The sequence below is a fragment of the Sphingopyxis indica genome (assembly GCF_032879645.1).
Lineage (GTDB): Bacteria > Pseudomonadota > Alphaproteobacteria > Sphingomonadales > Sphingomonadaceae > Sphingopyxis > Sphingopyxis indica.
Window position 1 is genome coordinate 3,513,816 of the sequence record NZ_CP076394.1, and the last position, 25,360, is coordinate 3,539,175.

Annotated in this window: 28 protein-coding genes; 11 read left to right on the forward strand and 17 right to left on the reverse strand. The window is 67.7% G+C overall.

Annotated elements, in window-relative coordinates:
- Nucleotides 1–29: 29 nt before the first annotated feature.
- The 5 genes from KNJ79_RS16480 to panB all read right to left on the reverse strand — a co-directional run bounded on the left by KNJ79_RS16480 (nucleotide 30) and on the right by panB (nucleotide 4,902).
- On the reverse strand, nucleotides 30–254 hold the full coding sequence (locus KNJ79_RS16480) for a sulfurtransferase TusA family protein (RefSeq protein ID WP_317151885.1): 225 nt from the start codon (nucleotides 252–254) through the stop codon (nucleotides 30–32).
- Nucleotides 244–1,623, reverse strand: coding sequence for a ribosome biogenesis GTPase Der (der, locus tag KNJ79_RS16485; RefSeq protein WP_317151886.1), 1,380 nt, complete (start codon nucleotides 1,621–1,623; stop codon nucleotides 244–246). Before der ends, KNJ79_RS16480 begins: the two co-directional genes overlap by 11 nt.
- Before the next feature lie 186 nt (nucleotides 1,624–1,809).
- Nucleotides 1,810–3,144 (reverse strand): outer membrane protein assembly factor BamB family protein, encoded by a 1,335-nt coding sequence (locus KNJ79_RS16490; protein WP_317151887.1) that lies wholly within the window; start codon nucleotides 3,142–3,144, stop codon nucleotides 1,810–1,812.
- A gap of 1 nt (nucleotide 3,145) precedes the next feature.
- Nucleotides 3,146–3,919: a tetratricopeptide repeat protein gene (locus KNJ79_RS16495; protein WP_317151888.1), complete on the reverse strand. Its 774-nt coding sequence runs from the start codon at nucleotides 3,917–3,919 to the stop codon at nucleotides 3,146–3,148.
- 119 nt (nucleotides 3,920–4,038) lie between these two features.
- On the reverse strand, nucleotides 4,039–4,902 hold the full coding sequence (panB, locus tag KNJ79_RS16500) for a 3-methyl-2-oxobutanoate hydroxymethyltransferase (RefSeq protein ID WP_317151889.1): 864 nt from the start codon (nucleotides 4,900–4,902) through the stop codon (nucleotides 4,039–4,041).
- A 182-nt stretch (nucleotides 4,903–5,084) separates the two neighbouring features.
- On the opposite strand from panB, the gene KNJ79_RS16505 reads away from it, so the two are divergent.
- Complete coding sequence (locus tag KNJ79_RS16505) at nucleotides 5,085–5,243, forward strand: helix-turn-helix transcriptional regulator (protein ID WP_245836623.1); 159 nt, start codon at nucleotides 5,085–5,087, stop codon at nucleotides 5,241–5,243.
- A 51-nt stretch (nucleotides 5,244–5,294) separates the two neighbouring features.
- Here the strand turns inward: KNJ79_RS16505 and KNJ79_RS16510 are convergent, their stop codons facing one another.
- The 6 genes from KNJ79_RS16510 to KNJ79_RS16535 are packed head-to-tail and all read right to left on the reverse strand — an operon-like array spanning nucleotide 5,295 to nucleotide 8,739.
- Nucleotides 5,295–6,233 (reverse strand): aldo/keto reductase, encoded by a 939-nt coding sequence (locus KNJ79_RS16510; protein ID WP_317151890.1) that lies wholly within the window; start codon nucleotides 6,231–6,233, stop codon nucleotides 5,295–5,297.
- A complete protein-coding gene (locus KNJ79_RS16515; RefSeq protein ID WP_317151891.1) occupies nucleotides 6,230–7,306 on the reverse strand; it encodes a glycerophosphodiester phosphodiesterase in 1,077 nt (358 codons plus the stop codon). Before KNJ79_RS16515 ends, KNJ79_RS16510 begins: the two co-directional genes overlap by 4 nt.
- Nucleotides 7,303–7,653, reverse strand: a complete 351-nt coding sequence (locus KNJ79_RS16520; RefSeq protein ID WP_317151892.1) for an ArsC family reductase — start codon at nucleotides 7,651–7,653, stop codon at nucleotides 7,303–7,305. Before KNJ79_RS16520 ends, KNJ79_RS16515 begins: the two co-directional genes overlap by 4 nt.
- A gap of 51 nt (nucleotides 7,654–7,704) precedes the next feature.
- Nucleotides 7,705–7,911 (reverse strand): hypothetical protein, encoded by a 207-nt coding sequence (locus KNJ79_RS16525; RefSeq protein ID WP_317151893.1) that lies wholly within the window; start codon nucleotides 7,909–7,911, stop codon nucleotides 7,705–7,707.
- On the reverse strand, nucleotides 7,911–8,057 hold the full coding sequence (locus tag KNJ79_RS16530) for a hypothetical protein (protein ID WP_317151894.1): 147 nt from the start codon (nucleotides 8,055–8,057) through the stop codon (nucleotides 7,911–7,913). Before KNJ79_RS16530 ends, KNJ79_RS16525 begins: the two co-directional genes overlap by 1 nt.
- 4 nt (nucleotides 8,058–8,061) lie before the next feature.
- Nucleotides 8,062–8,739: a Crp/Fnr family transcriptional regulator gene (locus KNJ79_RS16535; RefSeq protein ID WP_317151895.1), complete on the reverse strand. Its 678-nt coding sequence runs from the start codon at nucleotides 8,737–8,739 to the stop codon at nucleotides 8,062–8,064.
- 252 nt (nucleotides 8,740–8,991) lie between these two features.
- Between KNJ79_RS16535 and KNJ79_RS16540 the strand changes: the two genes are divergently transcribed.
- Together KNJ79_RS16540 and KNJ79_RS16545 are read left to right on the forward strand one after the other, a co-directional pair.
- Complete coding sequence (locus KNJ79_RS16540) at nucleotides 8,992–10,365, forward strand: class II 3-deoxy-7-phosphoheptulonate synthase (protein WP_317151896.1); 1,374 nt, start codon at nucleotides 8,992–8,994, stop codon at nucleotides 10,363–10,365.
- Nucleotides 10,362–10,532 (forward strand): hypothetical protein, encoded by a 171-nt coding sequence (locus KNJ79_RS16545; RefSeq protein WP_317151897.1) that lies wholly within the window; start codon nucleotides 10,362–10,364, stop codon nucleotides 10,530–10,532. The genes KNJ79_RS16540 and KNJ79_RS16545 overlap by 4 nt, the downstream gene beginning before the upstream one ends.
- A gap of 6 nt (nucleotides 10,533–10,538) precedes the next feature.
- Here the strand turns inward: KNJ79_RS16545 and KNJ79_RS16550 are convergent, their stop codons facing one another.
- Together KNJ79_RS16550 and KNJ79_RS16555 are read right to left on the reverse strand one after the other, a co-directional pair.
- Nucleotides 10,539–12,041, reverse strand: coding sequence for a M28 family peptidase (locus KNJ79_RS16550; protein ID WP_317151898.1), 1,503 nt, complete (start codon nucleotides 12,039–12,041; stop codon nucleotides 10,539–10,541).
- Between the two features lie 305 nt (nucleotides 12,042–12,346).
- Nucleotides 12,347–13,156 (reverse strand): HpcH/HpaI aldolase/citrate lyase family protein, encoded by an 810-nt coding sequence (locus tag KNJ79_RS16555; RefSeq protein WP_317151899.1) that lies wholly within the window; start codon nucleotides 13,154–13,156, stop codon nucleotides 12,347–12,349.
- Between the two features lie 63 nt (nucleotides 13,157–13,219).
- On the opposite strand from KNJ79_RS16555, the gene KNJ79_RS16560 reads away from it, so the two are divergent.
- Both KNJ79_RS16560 and KNJ79_RS16565 read left to right on the forward strand, forming a co-directional pair.
- Complete coding sequence (locus tag KNJ79_RS16560) at nucleotides 13,220–14,149, forward strand: SPFH domain-containing protein (protein ID WP_317151900.1); 930 nt, start codon at nucleotides 13,220–13,222, stop codon at nucleotides 14,147–14,149.
- A gap of 1 nt (nucleotide 14,150) precedes the next feature.
- The gene (locus KNJ79_RS16565; protein WP_089215557.1) at nucleotides 14,151–14,597 is read left to right on the forward strand and encodes an NfeD family protein; all 447 of its coding nucleotides are present in this window, start codon (nucleotides 14,151–14,153) and stop codon (nucleotides 14,595–14,597) included.
- 97 nt (nucleotides 14,598–14,694) lie between these two features.
- Here the strand turns inward: KNJ79_RS16565 and KNJ79_RS16570 are convergent, their stop codons facing one another.
- Entirely contained in the window at nucleotides 14,695–15,225 is a 531-nt protein-coding gene (locus KNJ79_RS16570) for a GNAT family N-acetyltransferase (RefSeq protein WP_317151901.1), read from the reverse strand.
- Between KNJ79_RS16570 and KNJ79_RS16575 the strand changes: the two genes are divergently transcribed.
- Nucleotides 15,224–15,604, forward strand: coding sequence for a hypothetical protein (locus KNJ79_RS16575; RefSeq protein ID WP_317151902.1), 381 nt, complete (start codon nucleotides 15,224–15,226; stop codon nucleotides 15,602–15,604). The two genes, KNJ79_RS16570 and KNJ79_RS16575, sit on opposite strands and share 2 nt — an antisense overlap.
- A gap of 92 nt (nucleotides 15,605–15,696) precedes the next feature.
- On the opposite strand, the gene KNJ79_RS16580 is transcribed toward KNJ79_RS16575, so the two are convergent.
- Nucleotides 15,697–16,572, reverse strand: coding sequence for a metal-dependent hydrolase (locus KNJ79_RS16580; protein WP_317151903.1), 876 nt, complete (start codon nucleotides 16,570–16,572; stop codon nucleotides 15,697–15,699).
- A gap of 76 nt (nucleotides 16,573–16,648) precedes the next feature.
- On the opposite strand from KNJ79_RS16580, the gene KNJ79_RS16585 reads away from it, so the two are divergent.
- Together KNJ79_RS16585 and obgE are read left to right on the forward strand one after the other, a co-directional pair.
- Nucleotides 16,649–17,257: a TetR/AcrR family transcriptional regulator gene (locus tag KNJ79_RS16585; protein WP_317151904.1), complete on the forward strand. Its 609-nt coding sequence runs from the start codon at nucleotides 16,649–16,651 to the stop codon at nucleotides 17,255–17,257.
- 289 nt (nucleotides 17,258–17,546) lie between these two features.
- Nucleotides 17,547–18,596, forward strand: a complete 1,050-nt coding sequence (obgE, locus tag KNJ79_RS16590) for a GTPase ObgE (protein ID WP_317151905.1) — start codon at nucleotides 17,547–17,549, stop codon at nucleotides 18,594–18,596.
- A gap of 197 nt (nucleotides 18,597–18,793) precedes the next feature.
- Here obgE and KNJ79_RS16595 read toward each other — a convergent pair whose 3' ends face one another.
- Complete coding sequence (locus tag KNJ79_RS16595; RefSeq protein WP_317151906.1) at nucleotides 18,794–19,855, reverse strand: class I SAM-dependent methyltransferase; 1,062 nt, start codon at nucleotides 19,853–19,855, stop codon at nucleotides 18,794–18,796.
- A 132-nt stretch (nucleotides 19,856–19,987) separates the two neighbouring features.
- Here KNJ79_RS16595 and proB point away from each other — a divergent pair, with 132 nt between their 5' ends.
- The 3 genes from proB to sppA all read left to right on the forward strand — a co-directional run bounded on the left by proB (nucleotide 19,988) and on the right by sppA (nucleotide 24,255).
- The gene (proB, locus tag KNJ79_RS16600) at nucleotides 19,988–21,094 is read left to right on the forward strand and encodes a glutamate 5-kinase (RefSeq protein ID WP_317151907.1); all 1,107 of its coding nucleotides are present in this window, start codon (nucleotides 19,988–19,990) and stop codon (nucleotides 21,092–21,094) included.
- A 193-nt stretch (nucleotides 21,095–21,287) separates the two neighbouring features.
- Entirely contained in the window at nucleotides 21,288–22,205 is a 918-nt protein-coding gene (locus tag KNJ79_RS16605; protein ID WP_317151908.1) for an NAD-dependent epimerase/dehydratase family protein, read from the forward strand.
- Between the two features lie 70 nt (nucleotides 22,206–22,275).
- Nucleotides 22,276–24,255 carry a signal peptide peptidase SppA gene (gene sppA, locus KNJ79_RS16610; RefSeq protein WP_317151909.1) on the forward strand — a complete coding sequence of 660 codons (1,980 nt, stop codon included), beginning with the start codon at nucleotides 22,276–22,278 and terminating at the stop codon, nucleotides 24,253–24,255.
- A gap of 452 nt (nucleotides 24,256–24,707) precedes the next feature.
- Here sppA and KNJ79_RS16615 read toward each other — a convergent pair whose 3' ends face one another.
- Nucleotides 24,708–25,352, reverse strand: coding sequence for a trimeric intracellular cation channel family protein (locus KNJ79_RS16615; protein ID WP_317151910.1), 645 nt, complete (start codon nucleotides 25,350–25,352; stop codon nucleotides 24,708–24,710).
- Between the last annotated feature and the right edge of the window lie 8 nt (nucleotides 25,353–25,360).

The window sequence follows — 25,360 nt, forward strand, 5'->3', positions numbered from 1 at the left end:
GGCGCACGCGCGCCGAGTCCCGAAATGGGTCAGCGGCGAACGCGCCAGCGCTCCGCGCCCTCGGATTCGACCGTCCATCCCTGCTCGGCGGCGAGCGCGGCGATTTCGCGCCCCGCCTGCGGATCGTCGGCGATCAGCCGCACGTCACTGGCGCCGCGCATTGCGCGCGCGAGCCGCAGCGCCGGCCACGGGCAGCGCATCCCGCGCGCGTCGACGATAACCGGTCCCGCCTCGTCGGCGCGGTCACTCGCCATAGGGGTTGCGCGTGTTGCGGAAGTTGATGCGGATCGGCACGCCCTGAAAGCCCAGTTCCTTGCGCATCCCGTTGACGAGATAGCGATGATAGCTCGCGGGCAGCGCGTCGGTGCGGCTGCCGAAGATCACGAAGGTCGGCGGGCGGGTGCGCGCCTGCGTCATATAGCGCAGCTTGATCCGTTTGCCGCCCGGCGCCGGCGGCGGATTGGCGGTGACCGCGCCCTCGAACCAGCGGTTGAGCTTTGCGGTCGATACGCGGCGGGTCCAGATGTCGCGCTGTTCGAACGCGACGCGCACCAGCGTGTCGATCCCCTTGCCCGTCGCACCCGAGATGCTGAGCAGCGGCACGCCCTTGATCTGCGACAGCCCGTCGTCGAGTGCGGCGCGCACGCCATTAAACAGTGCCGATGGATTGTCGGCAACGTCCCATTTGTTGAGCGCGACGATCAGCGCGCGTCCTTCCTCGAGCACGCGGTCGGCGATGCGCAGATCCTGCGCCTCGAGCCCCTTGGTCGCATCGAGCAGCAGCACGACGACTTCGGCGAAATCGACCGCGTGCAGCGCGTCGGCGACCGACAATTTCTCGAGCTTGTCCTGCACCTTCGCGCGCTTGCGCATTCCCGCGGTGTCGAACAGCTGGATCGGATGGATCGCGCCATCCTTTTCCCATTGCCAGTCGACGCGGATCGAATCGCGCGTGATCCCCGCTTCGGGGCCGGTGATCAGCCGGTCCTCGCCGATCATCCGGTTGATCAGCGTCGATTTGCCGGCGTTCGGCCGGCCGACGATCGCGAGCTTCAAGGGCCCGAGCGGTTCCTCGCCCTCCTCGTCGAGGTCCGCGGTCTCCGCCTCTTCGGCTTCCATGAAGGGCTCGACGATCGGGCGCAGCGCGTCGAACAGCTCGACGAGCCCCTCGCCATGCTCGGCGCTGAGCGCGAGCGGATTGTCGAAACCGAGCGCATAGGCCTCCATCAGCCCCGCCTCGCCCTGCTTGCCCTCGGCCTTGTTGGCGACGAGGATGATCGGCGTGTCCTCGCTGCGCAGCCAGCGCGCGATTTCCTCGTCGAGCGGAGTGACGCCGGCGCGCGCGTCGATCATGAACAGCGCGGCGTCGGCCTCGCGCACCGCCTTTTCGGTCTGCACGCGCATCCGTCCCGGCAAGGTCGCGGCGTCGTGATCCTCGAACCCCGCGGTGTCGACGATGCGGAAATTGAGCCCGAGCAGCTGCCCGTCGCCCTCGCGCCGGTCGCGCGTCACCCCCGGCTGGTCGTCGACGAGCGCGAGGCGCTTGCCGACGAGCCGGTTGAACAGCGTCGATTTGCCGACATTGGGCCGGCCGACAATGGCGACCGTCGCGGATCGCGCCATGCTTTTATCCTATCTTCCTTGCGGCATCGCAGCCGCACAAGACCACAGCCGTTCGTCCTGAGGAGCCATTGAGCTTGTCGAAATGGCATCTCGAAGGACGGTAGCGCAACTCTCGCGTCCTTCGAGACGGGCCTTCGACGGGCTCAGTCCCTCCTCAGGACGAACGGTGTGAATCCAATTCAGTCGTTACCGCCAGGCGGTGATCCGCCCGTCGTCCGAAAGGATATAGAGCGTCTGATTGGCGACCACCGGCGTCTGCGACAGGGGCGAATCGAACTCCTGCGTCGCGATCGTCGAGCCGTCGGCCGGCGAGATTTCGGCAAGCTCGCCAAGGCTGTTCACCGCAATCAGCCGCCCGCCCGCAAGCACCGGGCCGGTCCAGCGCACGGGGTCCTCTTTCTTCTTTTCCTTGTCGACGCGGTAGCGGCGGAGCTGCCGGATCCAGCGGATCTTGCCCGACGCGCGCGCGACGCAGAGCAGCTTCGCATCGTCGGTGAGCGCATAGACCCATTCGCCGACGACATAGGGGGTCGAAATGCCGGCGATCGAGATTTCCCAGCTGCGAAGCCCGGTGTTGAGCTCGTAGCTCGCCATGCGGCCGCCCTGCCCCAGCGCGAAAACGCGGCCGCGGTCGATCACCGGGTCGGCGTCGACGTCGGTCAGCGTCGAGACCGACAGCGCGATCGAGGTGCGCGCAAGCGCGTCCTCCCACAGATCGCGGCCATTCTCGTAGCGATAGGCCTGCACCTCGCCCGACGAGAAGCCGGCGACGATCGTCGCTTCGCCCGCCGCCGGCGACGCCGCGCCAAAGACGCTGCCCGCCTCGAGCGAGGCGGTCGCCTGCCACAGCACCGCTCCGTTGGCGGCGCCCAGCGCGATGATCTGATTGTCCTGCGTGATGACATAGACGCCGCCGAAGGCGATCGTCGGCGCGCCGCGCAGCGGGCCGGCGGGCTTCACCTTCCAGATCACCGATCCGTCGGCGGCATTGAGCGCGGCGACGTCGCCGACCCCGCTCGTCGCATAGACCACGTCGCCTTCGACCGCGGCGCCGCCGCCGAACAGCGAATCCTTGAAATCCTTGCCCGTGCTGCCGATCGCGGTGTTCCAAAGCTTTGCGCCCGTATCGGCGGCAAAGGCGGACACGACCGCATCGGTGTCGACGACGAACAGCCGGTTATCCGCAATCACCGGCGACGCGGCGAGGCGCTGCGCCTTGGTGCTGCCGGCGACTTCCGCGCTCCAGACCAGACTGCGCGAGGCGGCGAGCGCGAGGTGGCCCATAGATTTCGAGGCATTACCCCCCGACTGCGACCAGCTGGCGTTGACCACCGGTTCGGGCAGCACGACGGCGGTTTCGGCGAGCGACGGGTCGACCTTGATGCTGTTGTCGTCCGACAGGATCGAGACGCGCTCCCCGACTGTCGGGGTCTTCTTGGGGCCATCGCCCTTGAACACGCTGCATCCGGCCAGCGGCAGCGCGAACAGCGCCGCGGTCAGTACAAACTGCCTTTTCCGCATATTATTGGACTTCCTCGCTTTTCGCGGCGGCCGCTGCCTTGGGCGCGGCTTCGCCTTTCCGGTCCCTGGCGGCGCTGTCGTCGGCGCGGTCCGCGACGGCGTCGACCCCCAGCATCCCCGCCATCTGCACGCTGCGCGACTGGAGCGACTTCGGAATGTCGGGCAGCTTGGCGATGCGGCCATAGAGCGCGCCCGCCTGATCGAACTGGCCGAGCTTGTAGTGGGCGATCGCGGTCAGCTCGGCAGCGCTCGCGAACCACGGCGAGGCCGGGTCTTTCGCATCGACGAGCGGCTTCATCCGCGCGATCACCGTTTCGGGCTTGATCGTGCCGAGTTCGAATGCCGTCTGGCGCACCAGCGCCATGTTGCGCAGCGCCGGGTCGATGTCCTGGTCGGCGGCAACTTTTGCGACAAGCGCCGCGGCGCCCTTCATGTCGCCCTTTTCGGCCTGCATATTCGCCTGCTGGATCAGCGCGATCGACCGATAGGCGGCGTCGTCGCCCGCGGCGATCTTTTCAAGATCGGCGGTCGCCCCGCGCGGCTGATTGGCGTCGAGCTTGTCGAGCGCGGCGACCAGCGCCTCGGCGCGCTCGCCCCGTGCCTCATTCTGCCGGTGCTGCCAGAAGAGGTAGCCCCCAAAGGCGAGCAGCGCCGCGACCACCGCCGCGACGATCAGGCGCCCGTGGGATTTCCAGATCGAATCGAGCCGGTCCCTGCGGACGGCCTCGTCGACTTCCTGCAACAGCGCGGCATTGTTCGTCGGGCTCAGGGCCAATCAATCCTCCATCTCGTCGTTCGGACGCCGGGCGCACGGCGCGCCGCTGGGTTCCTTAGCGACGGCACGGCAAAAGGCCAAGCGTTTCACTCGGCCGCGCCCGTCCGGCGACGCGACGGTCAGCCGGCGTAGATCTGATCGGGGGTGGGAAATGAACGGGACCTGACCTGATCGGCATATTCCTTGACCGCGCCGCTGATCACGCCCGACATGTCCTGATAGCGTTTGACGAATTTGGGGACGCGCTCGAACATGCCGAGCATGTCGTCGGTGACGAGCACCTGCCCGTCGCACTGCGCCGATGCGCCGATGCCGATCGTCGGACAGTCGACCTTGCCGGTGATCTCAATCGCGATCGATTCGAGCACGCCTTCGATCACGATCGAAAAGGCGCCCGCCTGCGCAACCGCGAGGGCGTCGTCGACGATCGCGCGCGCTTCCTCTTCGCTCTTGCCGCGCACGCCATAGCCGCCGAGGATATTGACCGCCTGAGGGGTCAATCCGACATGCCCCATCACCGGGATGCCGCGCTGGGTCAGAAATTCGATCGTCGGCGCGAGCACCCGCCCGCCCTCGACCTTCACCGCCGCGGCGCCGGTTTCCTTGAGCAACCGCGCGGCATTGTCGAACGCCTGTTCGGGGCTGCCCTCATAGCTGCCGAAGGGCATGTCGACGATGACCGCGGCGTGATAGCTGCCGCGCACCACCGCGGCGCCGTGCAGCGCCATCATCTCCATCGTGACGCCGACCGTGTGCGGCAGGCCATAGATCACCTGCGCGAGCGAATCGCCGACAAGCAGCATGTCGCAATGCGGGTCGAGCAGCTGCGCCTGCCGCACCGTATAGGCGGTCAGCATGACGAGCGGCTCGCCGCCCTTGCGCTGGCGGATGCGCGGCACGGTAAGCCGCTTCATCGGCTGCGGCGTCGGATTGGCGCGGCTGGTGGAGGTGTCGAGGGTGAGCGTTTTGGGAAGCGTGGACATGGCGCCGGGGTAGCCGCCGATGTTGCAGTGCAAAAGCAGTTCCGCCGTTCTTGTTATATGGATTTGACTCGATGTTAAGTTTATATGACATTGGCTCGGAAGCATTGGCGAGGAGATGCGAAGCCGTGACGAAGCCGCCGTTCCTCAATGACATCCGAACGCTACGATTCCACGCCGCAGAAATGACGCAGACCGAGCTGGGCAAGCGCGTCGGGGTCACCCGCCAGACGATCGCCGCGATCGAGCAGGGCAGATATTCCCCGTCGCTCGAGGTCGCGTACCGCCTTGCGCGCGTCTTCGGCAAGCCGATCGAGGCGGTGTTCCGGTGGAGCGACGAATGACGCCGCCACGAGATATGTGCGGCAATGCCGGGGGCGAAGCGGGGCCAGCCCCTATGCGCGGCCCGCCTGGTCGAGCGCCGCAATCTGTTCGGCGGTCAGCATCGCGTCGAGGCTGCCGATGATCTCGTCGAGCTGCGCCACCGACGTCGCGCTGGCAATCGGCGCGGTGACGCCGGGCTGCGCCGCGACCCAGGCAAGCGCGATCTGCGACAGCGTCGCACCCGTTTCGGCGGCGATCCGGTCCATGACGGCGAGCACCGCCGGCCCCTGGCCCTTCATATAGGGTGCGACGCGGCCGCCGCGCGGGCTTTTGCCGAGGTCGCCCGCGTCGCGATACTTGCCGGTCAGATAGCCCGAGGCGAGGCTGAAATAGGTGACGACGCCCAGCCCCTCGGCGATGCAGAGCTGTTGCAACGCCCCTTCATATTGCGCGCGGTCGATCAGGTTGAGTTCGGGCTGCATCGCGGTGAAGCGCGGCAGTCCCTTTTCGGCCGACACGCGCAGTGCCTCGGCAAGCCGGTCGGCCGAATAGTTGGACGCGCCGATCGCGCGCACCGTGCCCGCGTCGACGAGTTCGCCGAACGCGCCGAGCACTTCGTCGAGCGGCACGTCGGGATCGTCCTTGTGCGCGAAATAGAGGTCGATCGTGTCGATGCCGAGCCGGTCGAGCGAGCCCTGCACCGCGCTGCGGATGCGGTCGGGCTTGAGGCCGCCCTCCATCATCCCGACCTTGGTCGCGATCAGCACCCGGTCGCGCGCGCCGCTCTCCTTCAGCCAAGCCCCCATCATGCTTTCGGACTCGCCGCCCCTGTGCCCCGGCACCCACGCCGAATAGACGTCGGCGGTGTCGATCATCCCGCCGCCGAGTTCGACGAAGCGGTCGAGCACCGCGAAGCTCGCGGCCTTGTCGGCGGTCATGCCGAAGACGTTGCCGCCAAGGACGAAGGGACGGATCGAGAGGCCGCTCCGGCCCAATGCGCGTTCGGTCATCGCTTTGCTCCTTGCTTCGCCGCGGGCACCGCTTCGCGCGGATTGTCGCTGAACAGCCCGTCGACGCCCGTCGCCAGATAGGCTTCGATCTCTGCCGCGAGGTTGCCGTGCCCGGCGGGGTCGAGGCCACCCTTGCCGGCAAGCGGAAGGAAATAATTTTCGCGGCGAAAGGTCCAGGGATGAACCTTCAGCCCCGCCGCATGGGCATCGCCGACGAGACGCGTCGGCTGCCCCAGCGTTCCGAGCGCGCCGCGCGGGATCACCATCGTCTTGTTGGGCCCGATGCCGTCGGCATAGGTGGCGATCGCCTTGAGCCCCGCCGGAGTCGCCATTGCGGCGTAGCTCATGTCCGGATCGTCGGCGGGACCGCCCTCGCCGTCCATCAGCTGGATCAGCGGCAGGTCGCTCTTTGCGCGCAGCGCCTTCAGATTGCCGACCTCGAAACTCTGGATGAACACCGGCGCCGCGCGGCCGCGATAACCATATTTATCGAGCAGCGCGAGCAGCGGCGCTTCGTGCGGCAGGCCGATCGACGCGAAATAGCTCGGGTGCTTGGTTTCGGGATAGACGCCGACCGGATGCGCGCGCCCTTTGTTGACGCGGGCGAGCAGCTTCAGAATCTCCTCGAAAGTCGAAATTTCGAACCGGCCGTCATAGGCGGTGCCGCGCAGCTGCGGGATGCGCTCCTTCGCGCGCAGGGTCTTGAGTTCGGCGAGCGTGAAATCCTCGGTGAACCAGCCGGTCACCGCCTTGCCGTCGATCGTCCTGGTCGTCTTGCGTCCCGCGAACTCGGGATGGTCCGCGACGTCGGTCGTCTCCGAAATCTCATTCTCGTGCCGCGCGACGAGGATGCCGTCGCTGGTCAGCACGAGATCGGGTTCGATGAAATCGGCACCCTGCTCGATCGCGAGTTCGTAGCTCGCGAGCGTATGTTCGGGCCGTTCGCCCGACGCGCCGCGGTGCGCGATGACGATCGGCGGCTGGCCATCGAGGGTCGGCTGCGCGGCCATCGGCTCAGCGCTGCATGCCGTGGGAAGCAGCAGCGCGACGAGCGCGGCGCGCCAGAGCGTCATGCCGCAAAGCGCGCGGACCAGTCATCGGCCGAAAAACCGACGCTCACCCCGCCGGGCGCCTCGACCACCGGGCGGCGGATCATCGCAGGCTGACCCAGCATCAGCGCCTTCGCCTTTGCCGCGTCGAGACCGGCCTTGTCAGCATCGGGCAGCTTGCGAAAGGTCGTGCCGCTCTTGTTGAGCAATTTGTCCCAGCCGAGCGCGTCGATCCAGCCTTGCAGCTTTTCGGGGTCGAGCCCGTCCTTGCGGAAATCGTGGAAGCGATAGGGCACGCCGGCCGCGTCGAGCCAGCGCCGCGCCTTCTTCACCGTGTCGCAATTGGGAATGCCATACATGGTCACCGTCATATCGCTTCCGATTTTCCTTCTTTCCGTTCCCGACGCGTCATTGCAGTCAAACTAGGATACCGGGCGCACCGGCGAAATGGTTTCGCTGCTATCCGCCCAGTGAAGAAGCGCCGAAGCAAGCCACCGAGCCTCATCTGCCTGTAGTCTGACCGCGACACGCCGACCATCGGCAACCACAACAAATTGCAGACGACCGGGCGCGGTCGCCCCGATTTCCAGCCCGTCGAGCGTTGCTGATAGGTCTTTACGTTTGAACATCAAATAATGGTGCCATTCAGTCGGTCCGTTGTTGCCCCGCCGGTCAAAAAGCAATCAAAGTGCATCAGCTTTGGACTCCCACAATTTTCGCGCCCACGCGTGCGATATTGCTCGTGACCCGAAATGCCGTAAAGAATCAGGTCCATGCGGTCAGGATAGCGGCGGCATATCGGCAATGCGAGTGTTTGCGCTCGCCAATTTGCCGCGCAGCGCGCGCGCGAAGCCTTCGTGCAGCACCGCGGCGATGTCGGGGTTGGCGGCGAGATAGGCACGCAGCGCCGCGGCGGGGACGAACCACAGCCGCGCGTTGCTGGTCAGGATCACCGTTCCCGTCGCATGGCTGCCGTCGAGCACCGTCGCTTCGCCGATCAGCGCGCCGTCGGCGAGCGTGCCGACGTCGGCGCCGTCGCGCTGGATCAGCGCGCGCCCTTCGGCGAGGTAGAAGAGGCTCGGCGCCGCCTGATTCTCGCGGATCAGCACTTCGCCGCGCTTCGCCGAGATCCAGTGCCCCTGGTCGATCAGCCGGCGCGCATCATTCGCGCCGAGCCGGTCGAAATGCAGCCCGCGCAGCGCAAGCTCTTCCGCCGTGAAATGCGTGCCGACGTCACGATACCAGCCGCGCGCGGCGAGCGCGAGATTGAGCGCCAGAATCGCGACGAGCAGCGCCGCCGCGCCGATGCTGTGCCATTCGAACAGCGCAAAGGGCAGCGCGAGCAGCGCCGCGATCGCGAGCGCCAGCCGGATAAACTCGATTCGGGCAAGGAAACCCATCGCCAGAAGCGACAAAAGGGCGGCATAGCCGAACCAAGCCGGGTTCAAATTCCCCATAGCAGCCCATCGTTTTTCGCGTTGCGGTCCCGCTTAGGGGCCTAAGTAAATTGCCTTAACGATTGCCGAACATCGGACGCCGCCCCCGGATGCGTGCCCTCTATGATCCATAGCAAACTATCAGTTTTGCAGGCCCAAGAAAAGCATAGGTGCGCAAAACCGCCGACGATGCTAATTTCCTTGCCCTTGCCTCGCGCGCCCAATCGCGCCAAGGCAGCGCGCGATTCGTTAATGGACAGCAAAGACCCGATTATGACGCAGAATTGGCAACCGCAAAGCTGGCGCTCGCATGAGGCGAAACAGCTTCCCGCCTACAAGGACGAAGCCGCGCTCGCCGCCGCCGAGCGCGAGCTCGCCGACTATCCGCCGCTCGTCTTTGCCGGCGAGGCGCGCGAGCTGACGAGCGAGCTGGCGCGCGTCGCCGAGGGCAAGGCGTTCCTGCTTCAGGGCGGCGACTGCGCCGAGAGCTTCGCCGAATTCCATCCGAACAATATCCGCGACACCTTTCGCGTGCTGCTCCAGATGGCGGTCGTGCTGACCTTTGCCTCGAAAATGCCGGTGGTGAAGCTCGGCCGCATGGCGGGGCAATTCGCCAAGCCGCGCTCGGCCGACATGGAAGAGGTGAACGGCACGTCGCTGCCGAGCTATCGCGGCGACATCATCAACGACATCGCCTTCGAAGCCGAGGGGCGCGAGCCCGATCCGAAGCGGATGATCAAGGCGTACAACCAGTCGGCGGCGACGCTCAATCTACTGCGCGCCTTCGCGCACGGCGGCTATGCCAATCTGCACCAGGTCAATGCGTGGACGCACGACTTCATGGACCGCAGCCCGTGGGCCAAGAAATATCAGGAGACCGCGGCGCGCATTTCCGAAGCGCTCGCCTTCATGGAAGCGTGCGGCGTGACGCCCGAAACGGTGCCGCAGATCAAGGGCACGAGCTTCTATACCAGCCACGAAGCGCTGCTCCTTCCCTATGAGCAGGCGCTGACGCGGCAGGACAGCCTGACCGGCGGCTGGTACGACACCTCGGGCCATTTCCTGTGGGTCGGCGACCGCACCCGCTTCGAAGGCTCGGCGCATATCGAATATCTGCGCGGCATCGGCAATCCGGTCGGCATGAAGTGCGGCCCGACCCTCGAGCCCGACACGCTGCTGCGCCTGCTCGACACGCTCAACCCCAATCATGTTCCGGGGCGCATGACGCTGATCACCCGCTATGGCCACGACAAGATCGAGGCGCATCTGCCGAAGCTGGTGCGCGCGGTGAAAGCGTCGGGCCATCCGGTCGTCTGGTCGTGCGATCCGATGCACGGCAACGTCATCAAGACGGGCAACGGCTACAAGACGCGCCCGTTCGAGCGCATTCTCGCCGAAGTGCGCGGCTTCTTTGCCGTCCACCGCGCCGAGGGCACGCACGGCGGCGGCATCCATATCGAGATGACCGGGCAGAACGTCACCGAATGCACCGGCGGCGCGATGGACGTGACGCAGATGGACCTTGCCGATCGCTACCACACGCATTGCGATCCGCGGCTCAACGCCGGACAGTCGCTCGAACTCGCCTTCCTGCTGGCCGAAATGCTCAATCAGGAAATGACCGAGCGCGCGAAACAGGCGGCATGACCGAGCGGCGGGTCATCGTGCAGAAAGAGGTGATCCGCAACGGCGTCGGCTTCGGCAGCGCGCTTGCGATCGCAATCAGCTTTACCACGCACAAATCGGTGCTGTGGGCGATCATCCACGGCCTGTTCAGCTGGTTCTACGTCGCCTATTTCGTGCTGACCCGCTGATCCTGGTTACTCGCCCGGCCAGCGCTTGCGGTCGGCGAAGGCGCGCCCCAGCGCGACGTGCAGATCGGCGTCCTCAGCCGCGCCGCCGAGCGGGATCTTGTCCGAGAACTCGTCCGCCGGCCGATGATAATCGCTGCCGAGGAAAGCCTCGAGCAGCCCCATGTCCGAAAAGCTGCCCCCGACCATCAGCGCGGTGACTCCCTTGGCGCCGAGCGCCCAGCCGTCCTGCCGCTGCGCGAAGGCATCGGCCTCGCCGTCGTCGTCGATCGTGCGGCCCAGCCTGGCCGCGACCTTGCTCACCAGCGCGTCATAGGCCGGCTTGCCGCGCCCGATCGTCGCGACCGGCGTTCCGCGCGGCGCGATCGCGACGGTGTCGAGGTTGAGCGCGACGGTGATGTCGCCGAGCGGCACCACCGGATGATCGGCGAACCAGCGCGCGCCGAGCAGCCCCTTCTCCTCGGCGGTCGTCGCGAGGAAATAGATGTCGCGATCGGGCCGCGCGCCCGCGGCGAGCCGCTTCGCGACCTCGATCAGCACGGCGATGCCGCTCGCATTGTCGACCGCGCCGTTGCAGATGCGGTCGGCGGCGGCGTCGGGGCGGCAGATGCCCAGATGATCCCAATGGCCGAGAAACAGCACCGCCTTGCCGTCGGGATTGGCGCCGGGCAGCCGGGCGACGACATTGTGGCTCGCGAAGGACCGCACCGCGGTGCGCGTTTCGATGTCGGCGGTCACCGGCAGCACCACGCCGCGATAATCGGCTGCGCGCGCCGCCTCGCGCAGCGCCGCGCCGTCGAGGCCGGCGCGCGTAAACAGCGCGTCGGCGGCTTCGAGCGATATAAAGCCGCTGACCTGCGGCCCCGCGCCGGCGTCGCCGCCGAGGCGCACCGTCTTGCCGCCCAGCGCGTCGCGAAGCTGCGTCCACGGCACCGCGTCGGTCGCGACCACCAGCACCCCGGTCGCGCCGGCATCGGCGAGCATCTGTCGCCGCTCGCGATAGCGCGGCTGCGCCTCGCCGAAGGGCGGCGTGTCCATCAGCATGATCGCGAGCTTGCCGCGCACGTCGGCATTGGGCCGGCCCGCGGCATCGACGCCATAGCCGACGAAAAGCGCCGGGAGGTCTTCGAGCGACACCGATGCGTCGCGCCCGCTGACGATGATTCCGTCCTCCTCGAGCTTCGCATCGCGGCCGCGCACCTTGAACTTTGCCGTGCCGCCCAGCGCCTCGCTTTCGACGAGCGGCACCGGCTGCAGCCACGGCGTCGCGCTGCCCGGCACCGCCTCGAGCCCCGCCTTCGCCCATTCGCCGACGATATAGGCGATGGTGCGATCCTCGCCTTCGGTGCCCGGGGCACGCCCCTCGAAGGCGTCGTTCGAGAGCGTGCGGATATGCGCGGCGAGATCGGCTTCGGCGATGCGCGTATCGGCGCCCTTGGCATGAGCAGCGGGCGCGGCGAAGGCGAGGAAAGCGACGGCCGCGACCGCGGCGCGAAAAGCGGATTTCTGCATGGACCGGCCGCATGGCACGGCGGGGTGGGCTAGGCAAGGCGCGTTCGACGGGCGGCGGCGGGATTGGATTCGCGCAGAGACGGCAGAGAGCGCAGAGATTTCGGTTCACGCGGAGACGCGGAGAATTGGAGCATGCCGCGGAGCGGCCTTTTTCCGATTCCCGCGTTCCAGATAAGGGCCGCAGAGATGAAGAGGCCTGTCGGCCGGGCCATCTCCGCGTCTCCGCGTCTCCGCGTGAACAAGATTCAGCCCCTCTGCGCTCTCTGCGGCCTCTGCGCGAAATCAGCCAGCGTCCCTCGCCCGATTTACGAGCGCCCCGCCCGCGCGAGCAGCGCGCGCGCCGCCGCGACGTGCATATCCTCGATCATCCGGCCTTCGTGCCGCTGCGCCCCGCCGGTCGCGGCGGCGACGAGGGCTTCGGCCGCGGCGACCTCGCGCTCGGTCGGCGCGAAGGCGCGGTTGCACGGATCGACCTGCGAGGGGTGGATCAGCGTCTTGCCGTCGAAACCGAGCCGGTGCCCGTCGGCGGCCTCGGCGGCGAACCCCCCGGCATCGTCGATCGCATTATAGACGCCATCGAAGCACCAGACGCCGCCCGCGCGCGCGGCGAGGACGATCGCCTGGATCGAAAGGCTCATCGCGCCGCGATCGCCGCCGGGCAGCCGGAGTTCGTGCGCAAGGTCGTTGAGCCCGGCGATCAGCCCGCGCACCGCCGGATCGGCGGCGATGTCGCGCGCGGCATAGATCGCCGCGGGCGTCTCGATCATCGCGAGGGTCGGCACGCCAAGGCCGCGCGCGGGATCGAGATCGGCCTGCCGCTCGACCTTCGGCAGCACCACCGCGTCGAGCGCGAGGCCTGCGACGGCGCCGAGATCGGCCGCCTGATGCGCGCTGCCGCTGGCGTTGATCCGCACCGCGACGCGCTTGCCCGGATAGCCCCCCGCCACCGCGGCGCGCATCGCGGCGCGGGCTTCCTCCTTGCGATCCTCGGGCACCGCATCCTCGAGGTCGATGATCAGCATGTCGGCGGCGAGGCCGCGCGCCTTTTCGAGCGCGCGTGCGTTCGAGGCGGGGACGTAGAGCAAAGAGCGGGGAGCGAAATCGGCCTGGGTCATGCGCTTTTCTGTGGCGCAGCGCGGCGGTTGCCGCAATAGTGGGCGGGCAATCTGCAAGAGGGGATGACCATGTATTTCGCGCTCGCGCTGGTGCTGCTCGCACTCGTCTTCCTGATCTGGGCGCTGACGCCCGTGCGGCAGGGCTTTGCCTATACGATCGAACGCTTCGGCCGTTACACGCACACCGCGCAGCCCGGCCTCAACTTCATCATGCCGATCTTCGACCGCGTCGGTCGCAAGGTGAACATGATGGAACAGGTGCTCGATATTCCGGGGCAGGAGATCATCACCAAGGACAATGCGATGGTCGCGGTCGACGGCGTCGTCTTCTTTCAGGTGCTCGACGCCGCGAAGGCGGCCTATGAGGTCAGCGACCTCTATCTCTCGATCATGAACCTGACGACGACGAACCTGCGCACCGTGATGGGCTCGATGGACCTCGACGAGACGCTGTCGAAGCGCGACGAGATCAACGCGCGGCTGCTCCACGTCGTCGACGATGCGACGACGCCGTGGGGCGTCAAGATCACCCGCGTCGAGATCAAGGACATCCGCCCGCCCGCCGACATTTCGAACGCGATGGCGCGGCAGATGAAGGCCGAACGCGAAAAGCGCGCCGCGATCCTCGAGGCCGAGGGGCTGCGCGCCTCCGAAATCCTGCGCGCCGAGGGCGAGAAGCAGGGCCAGATCTTGCAGGCCGAAGGCCGCCGCGAAGCCGCCTTTCGCGACGCCGAGGCGCGCGAGCGCGAGGCCGAGGCCGAGGCCAAGGCGACGCAGATGGTGTCGGACGCGATCGCGAGCGGCAATGCGCAGGCGATCAACTATTTCGTCGCGCAGAAATATGTCGAGGCGGTGAGCCAGTTCGCGACGAGCCCGAACAGCAAGACGATCCTCTTCCCGGTCGAGGCGACGCAGTTGATCGGCACGCTGGGCGGCATCGGCGAACTTGCCAAGGATGCGCTCGGCAAGGGCGGCGAGGCGGGAGCGCGCTGACATGCCCGACTGGATCGCGAACATGGAACCGCATTGGGCGTGGCTGTCGCTCGGCGTGCTGCTCGCCGCGGCCGAGATCGTCGCGCCGGGCTTTTTCCTGATCTGGCTCGGCGGCGCCGCGGTCATCACCGGCATCGTCGCATGGGTGCTGCCGATCGGCGTGCCGCTTCAGCTCGGCATCTTCGCCGTGCTGGCGGTCATCATCCTCTATGGCGCTCGCAAATGGCTGCGCGACAATCCGATCGTTTCGACCGATCCGCTGCTCAACCAGCGCGGCGGCCGCCTGATCGGCGAGGTGTTGACGGTCACGCAGGCAATCGAGGACGGCCGCGGCCGCGCGAAGGTCGGCGACGGCGAATGGCCGGTGCGCGGCCCCGACGCCGCCGAGGGCACCAAGGTCCGCGTCGTCAGTGCCGACGGCGGCGTGCTGGTGGTCGAGGCGGTGTGATCCAAGTCGTCATTGCGAGGAGCCGAAGGCGACGCGGCAATCCAGCGTAGCGCAAACCTCTCTGGATTGCTTCGCTCCGCTCGCAATGACGACCAATTCAGCCGCCCCGCGGCCGTGAATAGATCGCCACGACATGCCCCAGCGCATCGCTGTCGCCGATGCGGGCGAAGCCCAGTTTCGCCGCGACGCGTTCGGACGCGGCATTGCCGGGGTCGATGATGCAGCGCACTTCTTTGGCGTCGAGATGCGCGTCGGCCCAGCCGAGCGCGGCGGTCATCGCTTCGGTCGCGAGCCCGCCGCCCCAATGGTCGGCATCGAACGCCCAGCCGGCTTCGGGCAATCCTTCGAGTTCGGCTATGCCGCGGCAGAAATAGGACAGACCGCCCATGCCGATCAGCGCGTCATCGGCCTTGTCGGCAAAGACCCAATAGCCGAACCCCATCACCGGCCACAGCCCGGCGGCGCCCAGGAATTTTCCCCAGCTGACGTCGGGCGCGCGCGGCTCGCCGCCGATGAAGCGCGTCACGCGCGCGTCGGCCCACATCGCGATATGGTCGTCCTTGTCGGCGAGGCGGGGTTCGCGCAGGCGCAGGCGCGCGGTTTCGATGACGGGGGGCGAGGCGGGCATGATGCTGCGCTATCAGCGCGCCCCGCGGGCGGCAAGTAGGCCCGAACTTGATATTATTTTCAGTTCGCGCAAAGGCGCAAAGAACGCAAAGAGGTTGCGCGAGCCCGCGAAGCGGGTTTGCCGATCGACGGTGCGGATGCCGCAACGAAGCTGGAAATGGGGCCTGCCGGCCCGAACCGGCCTCTTTGCGCTCTTAGAGCATCGTGCCGGAAATCTGCACCGTTTCCCCGAGCGAAGACGAGGGGCCTTGCCGAGCGAAGTCGAGGCGGCGACGCTGCGGTTCTCGCTCCGCTCGAACGAGCCCCTCGTCTTCGGCCAAAGGCCGAAGTTCATCCTGAGCGCCCGCCAGGGCAGTCGAAGGGCTCGGGGATGCGGATGATTCAGATTTCGCGCAATTTGCTCTAGCGCCTTTGCGCGAAACCCATCGGAACCGCCCTCGTACCCCGACCCCGCCGATGCGGGGACAAGCCGTCAGGCCGCGGCCGCCACCTTGTCGCCGGGCATCAGCGCGTCGGCGTAATCGCCTTCATATCTGCCGATCAGCGCGCGGTCGTCGTGGTTCCACGGGTGGAAGCCGGGCAGGAAATAGGCGAGCCAGGGGAAGAAACTCTTGCGCAGCACGCCGGGCGAGCCGAGCAGATACCACCAGATGCGCGCCGTCACGCGCCAGCCGGTGAGCCCGTCCTGCGCGAGCAGCGCCTTCATGCCCTTGACCCGCCTCGGCCAGAAGCGCGTGGTGATGACCAGCATCATCAGCGATTTCGCCTTCCAGCGCCGCCAGCGGCTCCAGTCCTTCGTCGCATGGAGCCAGGTGTCATAGGCGACGCCCTTGTGCTCGATCTCCTCGATCGCGTGCCATTTCCACAAGGCGCCCCATTCGGGCTCGGCGCCTTCGTACATCCTGGGGTTCGACAGCATGATCGACGCGAGCATCGCGGTATAATGTTCGAGCGCGATCGTCGCCATCAGGTTGACGATCGGCGGACGCTGCTTGATCAGTTCCATCACCTGATCGACGTCGCCCTCGAGCTCCGAAAGATCGTAACCCGCCTCCGCCGCCTTGCGGTTGAACACGACATGCTCGCGGCTGTGGATGACTTCCTGCTGGGTGAAGGCGCGGATTTCGCGCGCCAGCTTGTCGGGCACGCCGTCGCGGTGCGCCTTCACCGCCTCGATGAACATCGCCTCGCCCTTTGGAAAGGTCACCGACAGCGCGGTGTGGAAGGCCGAGGCGACGGGGTCGCCGTTCAGCCACCAGCGCCCCTGCCTGTCGTCGCGGCCGAAGCGGCGGTCGCGCGGCGTGATCGAAAGGTCCTGCGGGGTCGGCGTGTGCGAAAGGCTGGACATATGTTCCTCGGCAGCGTTTAGGTGTGGCAGGCGCGGGAAAGCCTCAGGGTCGAATATCTAGGAATTACTTACAGTGGTGTCAATAGCCAAGAAGCGTCTGAGCCCGGAAGAGAGCCGGTCGGTCGCGCTCGAAGCGGCGCGGCAGATCCTGATCGAAATGGGGCCGCAGGCGGTCACGCTGAAGGCCGTCGCGGCGCGAATCGACCGCACGCACGCGAATCTCCTCCATCATTTCGGCAGCGCCGCGGGACTGCAAAAGGCGCTCGCCGCCTATCTCGCCGAAACGGTGTGCGACACGATCGCGGCCAAGATGACCGGATCGCCGCCCGGCGAACGCAATGTGCGCGAGATCGTCGACCTCGCCTTCGATGCCTTCGACAGCGGCGGAGCCGGCGCGCTTTCGACATGGATGGCGGCGACGGGCAACGACGATGCGCTCGACCCGATCATCGGCGCGATCCACCGCCTGATCGACGGCATGACCCCCGACGCGCACGAAAAGCGCCTGATGCACGAGGATACGCTGGCGCTGGTGCTGATGGCGATGGGCGATGCCCAGCTCGGCGGCCCGATGGCCGAAGCGCTCGGCCTGCCGCGCGACACCGCGCGCGCGCTTGCGACCGAGCTGATCACCGGGCGCATCACCGCCTTCTGGGCGGAGCAGGGCGGGAAGGCGGACTGCTGAAAGTATAGCGCGAGTGACGGGCCTTGAACGGCTGCAAGTATAGTAAGCCCCTCCTCTTCAGAGGAGGGGTTGGGGTGGTGGCGCGCGACAGCGCGCAAGGCTTCGAGCACCACCCCGCTGCGACTAGGGCGCGAAGCGCCCAAGTCTCGCTGCCCCTCCTTTGAAGAGGAGGGGTTGGGATATGGCCGCTCCCCCTACCTCAAAAATCCCCATACCGACGCTTGATCCCGCCGCCTGCGAAATCCGGCGCCACCTAGCCAAATCCCCGCCTTCCCCCTAAAGGGCGGCGATGCACTTCCTCGACCAGGCCAAGATTTTCGTGAAGTCGGGCGACGGCGGCCCCGGCGCCGTCAGCTTTCGGCGCGAGAAATATATCGAATATGGCGGTCCCGACGGCGGCAACGGCGGCAAGGGCGGCGATATCGTGTTCGAAGCGGTCGCGGGCCTCAACACGCTGATCGACTTTCGCTATACCCAGCATTTCAAGGCGAAACGCGGGACGCCCGGCGCGGGACGCGACCGCACCGGCGCGGGCGGTCCCGACCTCGTCATTCAGGTGCCGATCGGCACCCAGATCCGCGCCGACGACGAGGAGCGCACGCTGCTCGCCGACCTCACCAAAGCGGGCGAGCGCGTCGTCTTTCTGCGCGGCGGCGATGGCGGACGCGGCAATGCGAGCTACAAAAGCTCGACCAACCGCGCGCCGCGCCAGCACGGTCCCGGCTGGCCGGGCGAGGAGATGTGGGTGTGGCTGCGGCTGAAGCTGCTCGCCGACGCGGGGCTCGTCGGCCTGCCCAACGCCGGCAAGTCGACCTTCATCAACGCGGTGACCAATGCGCAGGCGAAAGTCGGCGCCTATGCCTTCACGACGACGCGCCCGCAGCTCGGCGTCGTCAGCCACAAGGGGCATGAGTTCGTCATTGCCGACATTCCGGGGCTGATCGAAGGCGCCGCCGACGGCGCCGGGGTCGGCGACCGTTTCCTCGGCCATATCGAGCGCTGCCGCGTGCTGCTGCACCTCGTCGATGCGAACGACGCCGACGTCGCGACGAGCTATCGCATCGTGCGCGACGAGCTCGAAGCCTATGGCGCCGATCTGATCGACAAGCCGGTGATCGTCGCGCTCAACAAGATCGACACGCTCGACGACGAGCTGATCGCGGCGCTCTCGGCCGAACTCGCCGAAGCGAGCGGCGCGCCGGTGATGGCGCTGTCGGGCGCGAGCGGCGCGGGGGTCGAAGCGGTGCTCGACAAGCTGCTCGAAGCCGTCGGCCAGCCCGAACCCGGCGCCGACGAGGAGGCCGAAGACGAGGCGCCGGGCGACTGGTCGCCGATTTAGGCGAATGCAGAAAATTCAGAGGATTCCGTCTCCCCGAGCCCTTCGACTGCCCTGGCGGGCGCTCAGGATAAACTTCGGCCATTGGCCGAAGACGAGGGGCTCTGCCGAGCGAAGTCGAGGCTGCGACGCTGCGGTTCTCGCTCCGCTCGAACGAGCCCCTCGTCTTCGCTCGGGGAGACGGTGGAGTTTGCTTCGGCTCAGCGCGCCTCGAGCACCATGTTGAACGGCCCTTCGGTCGCGCGCCGCACGGTTTCGAAGCCGCCTTCGCGCACGATCTGCGACAGCCGTGCCTCGCCCGCCTGCGCGCCGAGCCCCTCGCCCACTTCCTGATCGAGCGAGGTGGGGACGCAGATCATCGTCGAAGCATTGTAATAGAGGCGGCCGACCGGGTTCATATTTTCCTCCGGATTGTCGCCCGCGATCGGCTCGACGATCATCCAGCTTCCCTCGGGCGCCAATATCTGCCGCATATGCCGGGCGCAGCCGCGCGGGTCGCCCATGTCGTGCAGGCAGTCGTACATGGTGATCAGGTCGAAGCCGTCCTCGGCGATCTCCTTGGCCGTCGCGACCTCGAAGCGCACGCGGTCGCCGTAGCCATGGCCTTCGGCGTGGCGCCGCGCCTCCTCGATCGACGGTTCGTGGAAATCGAAGCCGACGAATTCGCTTTCGGGATAGGCGTCGGCCATCAGCAGGGTCGAAAAGCCGACGCCGCACCCGACGTCGGCAACGCGCGCGCCTTTTTTGAGCTTCGCCTCGACGCCGCCCAGCGACGGGATCCACGCCTGGACGATATTGTTGACATAGCCGGGGCGGAAAAAGGCGCCGGTCGCGCAGAACAGGCAGCCCGCATGATCGCCCCAGCGCACGCCCGAGCCGTGCCGGAAACATTCCTCGACCTTCGCCTCGGCCTCGATCATCGCCGCGATGATCTCGAACGCGCCGGCCAGATAGACCGGGCTGTCGGGGTTCACGAACACCATCGCCTGTTCGGGCGAGATGCTGAAACGATCGGCGTCCGCATCATAGTCGATATAGCCGTTCGCCGCCTGCGCGAGCGCCCATTCGCGGACATAGCGTTCGTGCAGCCCGCCCGCGCGCGCCGCGAGTTCGCGCGCCGTCGCCGGTCCTTCGGCGAGCGCCTCGAACAGCCCGAGCCGGAAGCCCAGCCGCACCGTGGGCACGCTCATCCCGCCGCCGACGTCGCCGAGCATCTTGCCGACGAAGGCATGCAGCTTTTCTTCGTTCAGTTCGGTCGTCATCGTTCCGCTCCTCCAAATGGGGTAGCGCGACTCTCCAGAAGGGCTCGATGAGAGCGACAGCATAGCATATCCCGGCCACCAGTGCAGACATTCGCATTGGCACTCCCCCGATGCCGCGCTATCGGCGCAGGCATGAGCCTTTTCGCCCCCGCCTCCTGCCCGCGGCTGATCGTCAAGATCGGGTCGGCGCTGCTCGTCGACGAAGGCGGCGCGGTGCGGCGCGACTGGCTGGCAGGGATCGCCGCCGACATCGCCGAACGCGCCCGTGCGGGGCAGCAGGTCGCGGTGGTATCGTCGGGCGCGATCGCGCTCGGCGCGCGGCGGCTCGGACTGCCGAAGGGCGGCCGCGCGAGCCTCGAGGATGCGCAGGCGGCCGCGGCGACGGGGCAGATCGCGCTGAGCCAGGTGTGGGCCGAGGTGCTCGGCGCCGAGGGGCTGACCGCGGCGCAGATGCTCGTGACGCTGGACGACCTCGAGCATCGCCGCCGCTACCTCAACGCCGCCGCGACGCTGGGCCGGCTGCTCGGCCTTGGCGTGGTGCCGGTGATCAACGAGAATGACAGCGTCGCGACCGAGGAAATCCGTTTCGGCGACAACGACCGGCTCGCCGCGCGCATCGCGCAGGCGGCGGGGGCGCAGGGCGTCGTGCTGCTGTCCGACATCGACGGGCTTTACGACCGCAACCCGGCGCTGGCGGGCGCGCAGCATATCGCGCGCGTCGAGCGCATCGACGCCGAGATCGAGGCGATGGCCGATGCGGGATCGGCGTCGGGCATGGGATCGGGCGGCATGGTATCGAAGATCGCCGCAGCGCGCATCGCCGGCGCGGCCGGCGCGCATCTCGCCATCGCCTCGGGCCGCATCGAGCGGCCGCTGTCGACCGCGGCGCGGCACACGATCTTCGTCGCCGAAAAGGGCGCGAGCGCGCGCAAGGCGTGGCTCGCCGGCGGGCTGACCGCCAGGGGCCGGCTCGTCATCGACGCGGGCGCGGTCAAGGCGCTGCAGGGCGGCGCGAGCCTGCTCGCCGCGGGGATCACAAGCGCGAGCGGCGAGTTCGCGCGCGGCGACATCCTCGACATCGCCGGCCCCGACGGCCGCACCGTCGCGCGCGGCCTGTCCGAATATCCCGCCGCCGACGCCGCCGCGATCCTGGGCCTCGGGCGCGAGGCTCAGGCGGCGGCGCTCGGTTATGCGCCGCGAGCCGCGGTGGTCCACCGCGACCATCTGGTGCTGCTGTGAAGGCCAGCCGATCTTTTGAAGCCCCTTCCCTTCAGGGGGGCGGGCAATCGCATAGGCACAGGGCGGTGCTTCCCCCCTCCCGCTTGCGGGAGGGGTTGGGGGTGGGCAGCGACGTTGCAGCGGCCCACCCCGCTGCGACTAGCGAACAAGTTCGCAAGTCTCGCTGCCCCTCCCGCAAGCGGGAGGGGGGAAGATGACCCCCACCCTCGCGATGACCGGCGCGACCGGCTTCGTCGGCGGCGCAACGCTGGCGCGGGCGGTCGCGGCGGGCTGGCACGTCCGCGCGCTCACCCGCCGCCCCCAGCCCGAGCGCGAAGGCGTGACCTGGATCGCGGGCGCGCTCGACCGGCCCGACGCGCTCGCCGCGATGACGCAGGGCAGCGACGCGGTGATGCATATCGCGGGGGTCGTCAACGTCCCGACGCGCGCCGATTTCGAGGCCGGGAATGCGACCGCAACGCGCCATGTCGTCGATGCCGCGCGCGCGGCGGGGGTCGCGCGCTTCGTCCATGTCTCCTCGCTCGCCGCGCGCGAGCCCGAACTGTCGAACTATAGCTGGTCGAAGGCGCGCGCCGAAACGATCGTGTGCGAAAGCGGGCTCGACTGGACGATCGTGCGCCCGCCCGCGGTCTTCGGACCCGGCGATACCGAGATGCTCGACCTGTTTCGCATGGCGCGGCGCGGCATCGCGTTGTTGCCCCCTGCCGGGCGCATGTCGGCGATCTACGTCGACGAACTCGCGCGCCTGCTCGTCGCGCTCGCCGCCGACCGCGGGGCGAGCGTCGGGCAAGTCTATGAGCCCGACGACGGCGAGCCGGGCGGCTGGACGCATCGCGCCTTTGCGCGCGCGATCGGCCGTGCGGTCGGGCGCAGCCGCGTCTCGACGCTCGCCATTCCGGCATCGCTGCTCAAAGCCGGCGGGCGGCTCGACCCGCTGCTGCGCCGCGGCCGCGCCAAGCTGACCCCCGACCGCGCGCGCTATATCGCGCATCCCGACTGGGTGGTCGCCGATGGCGCCTGTCCGCCGTCCGATCTGTGGCAACCCGAAATCGCGACCGACGACGCGCTCGCCGAAACCGTTCGCTGGTATCGACGCGAGGGCTGGCTCTAGGTCCGGTCCCAAACGTCGTCCGTCGAAGCGTGCATTGCCAAGGATGGGCGGCACGACTAATCCTTTTGCCATGACCGACACCACCGCCACGCCGCCGAACAGCCAGGGTCCCTGGGCCATCCCCGTGCGCGCCGCGCCGCCGGGCGCCCCCGCGCCGCGACCGACCACCAGCTTTCCGCGCAAGGTCTGGAACCTGCTCGTCGCGATCAAGGACGGGCTCGCGCTGATCTTTCTGCTGCTGTTTTTCGTCGTCCTGTTCGGCCTGCTCACCGGGCGCCCCAATGCCGCGCTGCCGGTAAGCAAGGGCGCGCTCGTGCTCGAACTCGACGGGGTCGTCACCGAGCAGCCCGCCGAGGTCGATCCGCTCGCCGCGCTGTCGGGCGGGCAACAGCTGCGCGAATTTCGCGTCCGCGACGTCGTTCATGCGATCGAGACCGCGGCCGACGACGACCGGGTGAGCGCGGTGGTGCTCGACCTCGACCGCTTCCTTGGCGGCGGGCAGGTGTCGCTGTCCGAGATCGGCGCCGCGATCGACAAGGTGCGCGCGAAGAAGAAGCCGGTGCTGGCCTTTGCCACCGCTTACACGACCGACAGCTATCAGCTCGCCGCGCACGCGAGCGAAATCTGGTCGGACCCGATCGGCGGCGTTGCGATCGCCGGGCCGGGCGGATCGCGGCTCTATTACAAGGGGCTGATGGACCGGCTCGGCATCACGGCGCACATCTATCGCGTCGGCACCTTCAAGAGCGCGGTCGAACCCTTTCTGCGCAGCGACCAGTCGCCCGAGGCGCGCGAAGCCAATCTGGCCTATGCGGGCGTGTTGTGGGACGATTGGCTGGGCGAGGTGAAGAAGGCGCGTCCCAAGGCAAAGCTCGACGCCTTCATCGCCGACACGCCCGGGCTGGTGAAGGCGGCAGGCAACGACCTGTCGAAAGCCTCGCTCGATGCCGGGCTGATCGACAAGCTCGGCAGCCACATGGCGTTCGACGAGCGCGTCGCCGAGATCAGCGGCGCGTCCGACGACAGCAGGCCGTGGGACTATAACGCGATCCCGCTCGACACCTGGGTTGCGGCCAACCCGCCCGAAGAGAAGGGCAGCACGATCGGCGTCGTCCCCGTCGTCGGCGAGATCGTCGATGGCGAGGCGTCGAACGGCACGGCGGGCGGCGAGACGATCGCGAACCATATCCTCGACGCGGCGAGCGACGACGATGTGAAAGCGATCGTGCTGCGCGTCGACTCCCCCGGCGGTTCGGTGATGGCGTCCGAACAGATCCGCCAGGCGCTGCTCGCCGCGAAGGCGAAGAAGAAACCGATCGTCGTGTCGATGGCGAATGTCGCCGCGTCGGGCGGCTATTGGGTCTCCACCCCCGCCGACCGCATCTTTGCCGAGCCCGACACGATCACCGGTTCGATCGGCGTCTTCGGCATTTTGCCGAGCTTCGACAAGGCGCTCGCCAAGATCGGCGTCAACGCCGACGGCATCGCGACGACGCCGCTGTCGGGCCAGCCCGACCTGCTCGGCGGGGTGAACGAGACGTTCAACCAGCTCGCGCAGGCGAGCGTCGAAGATATCTACGCGCGCTTCACCGGCCTCGTCGCCAAGAGCCGCAAGCAGCCGATCGAAAAGGTCCGCACGATCGCCGAAGGGCGCGTGTGGGCGGGCGGCACCGCGCGCCAGATCGGCCTCGTCGATCAGTTCGGCGGGCTGCCCGACGCGATGGCGGCGGCGGCGAAGCTCGCGAAGATCGACGGCGACTATCACGCCGAATATTTCGAGGACGAGCCGAGCGAATTTTCGAAGATGCTGGCCGAGCTGTTCGGTCCCGACAAGGACCAGACGGCGCGCGCGCCGCGCGGCTGGTTCGGTCTCGCGGCGCTGAACCGCCAGCTGACCGAGCGGCGGCTGGTGCAGGATCTGTCGCTGCTGACCGATGCGGGGTCGGTGCAGGCCGCGTGCCTCGACTGCCGCGCCTATCAGCCAGCACTGCCGCGCCGGGCGGCCGGGACGAAGGGCTGGCTTGCCAGCATCGCGCTGCTGCTCAACTAGCGCGGGGTCAGGTTTGATTGAATGAACCGTGCGCTCCCGCGAGGGCGGGAGCCCATCTTCGGACGGCCCCGGGTTGAATCGTCAGAAGATGGGTCCCCGCGTTGGCGTGGCTTCTTTCAAAAGAGTGCGTCGATCCAGAGCCTTTCGGACCGCATCCGGATGCTCGACGTCCGCGACCGAAGGATCCTCGCCGCAAGGCTGCGCCAATGTGGCATCAATGCGCGTCCGGCGAACCAGAGGAGCGTCAGCGCCGACAGCAGGACCAGCGCGGACACCGCGAACCCGTCATTCGAGCATGATCCGGTGCAGGGGGGTGCCTCCACGCCGGCACCGAAGGAAAGCAAAAGGAAATTCATGAACCCGGGAGGATGGTTGCGACCCTCGATCAGTTTCTTTCACCGGGGCGTCATCCCGGTATCATTAGGTTCCTGCTTAACGAAAAATATGACAATTTAATACTCTTTATCCTCGCCCGCGCGATAGACGGGGAGCGCGAGCGACCAGCGGATTGCCGCGCCGCGCAGCGCGAAGCCGGCGAGGGCGCCGGAGGCGGCGGCGGCGGCGGTACTCGCGCCGGCCCACAACAAGAGCAGATAAAGACCCGAAGCGAGCGCCGCCGCGGTCACATAGATTTCGGGGCGCAACAGGATCGACGGCACGCTCGCGAGCACGTCGCGGATGATGCCGCCGACACAGCCGGTGATGATCCCCATCAACAGCGCCGGCACGACCGGCACCCCCCAGCTGATCGCCTTCCACGTGCCGAACACGCTATAGGCCGCGAGTCCCACCGCGTCGGCCCATTCGAGCAAGTCCCCCCGCCACCAGCGCTCGGGGGTCACCCAGACGATCAGCGCGATCGCGATGCACACCGCGGCGACCGCGCCGTCCTGCACCCAGAACACCGGTGCGCCGATGAGCAGGTCGCGAACGCTGCCGCCGCCGACCCCGGTGACGAGCGCAAAGAAGCCCGCGGTGACGAAGGTCTGGCGAAGGCGCACCGCCATCAACGCGCCGGTCAGCGCGAAGACGCCGATGCCGGCAAGGTCGAGCAGGCGAACGAGGGTTTGCGCATCCATCGCCTGCGGCGCTATCATCGCGCGCG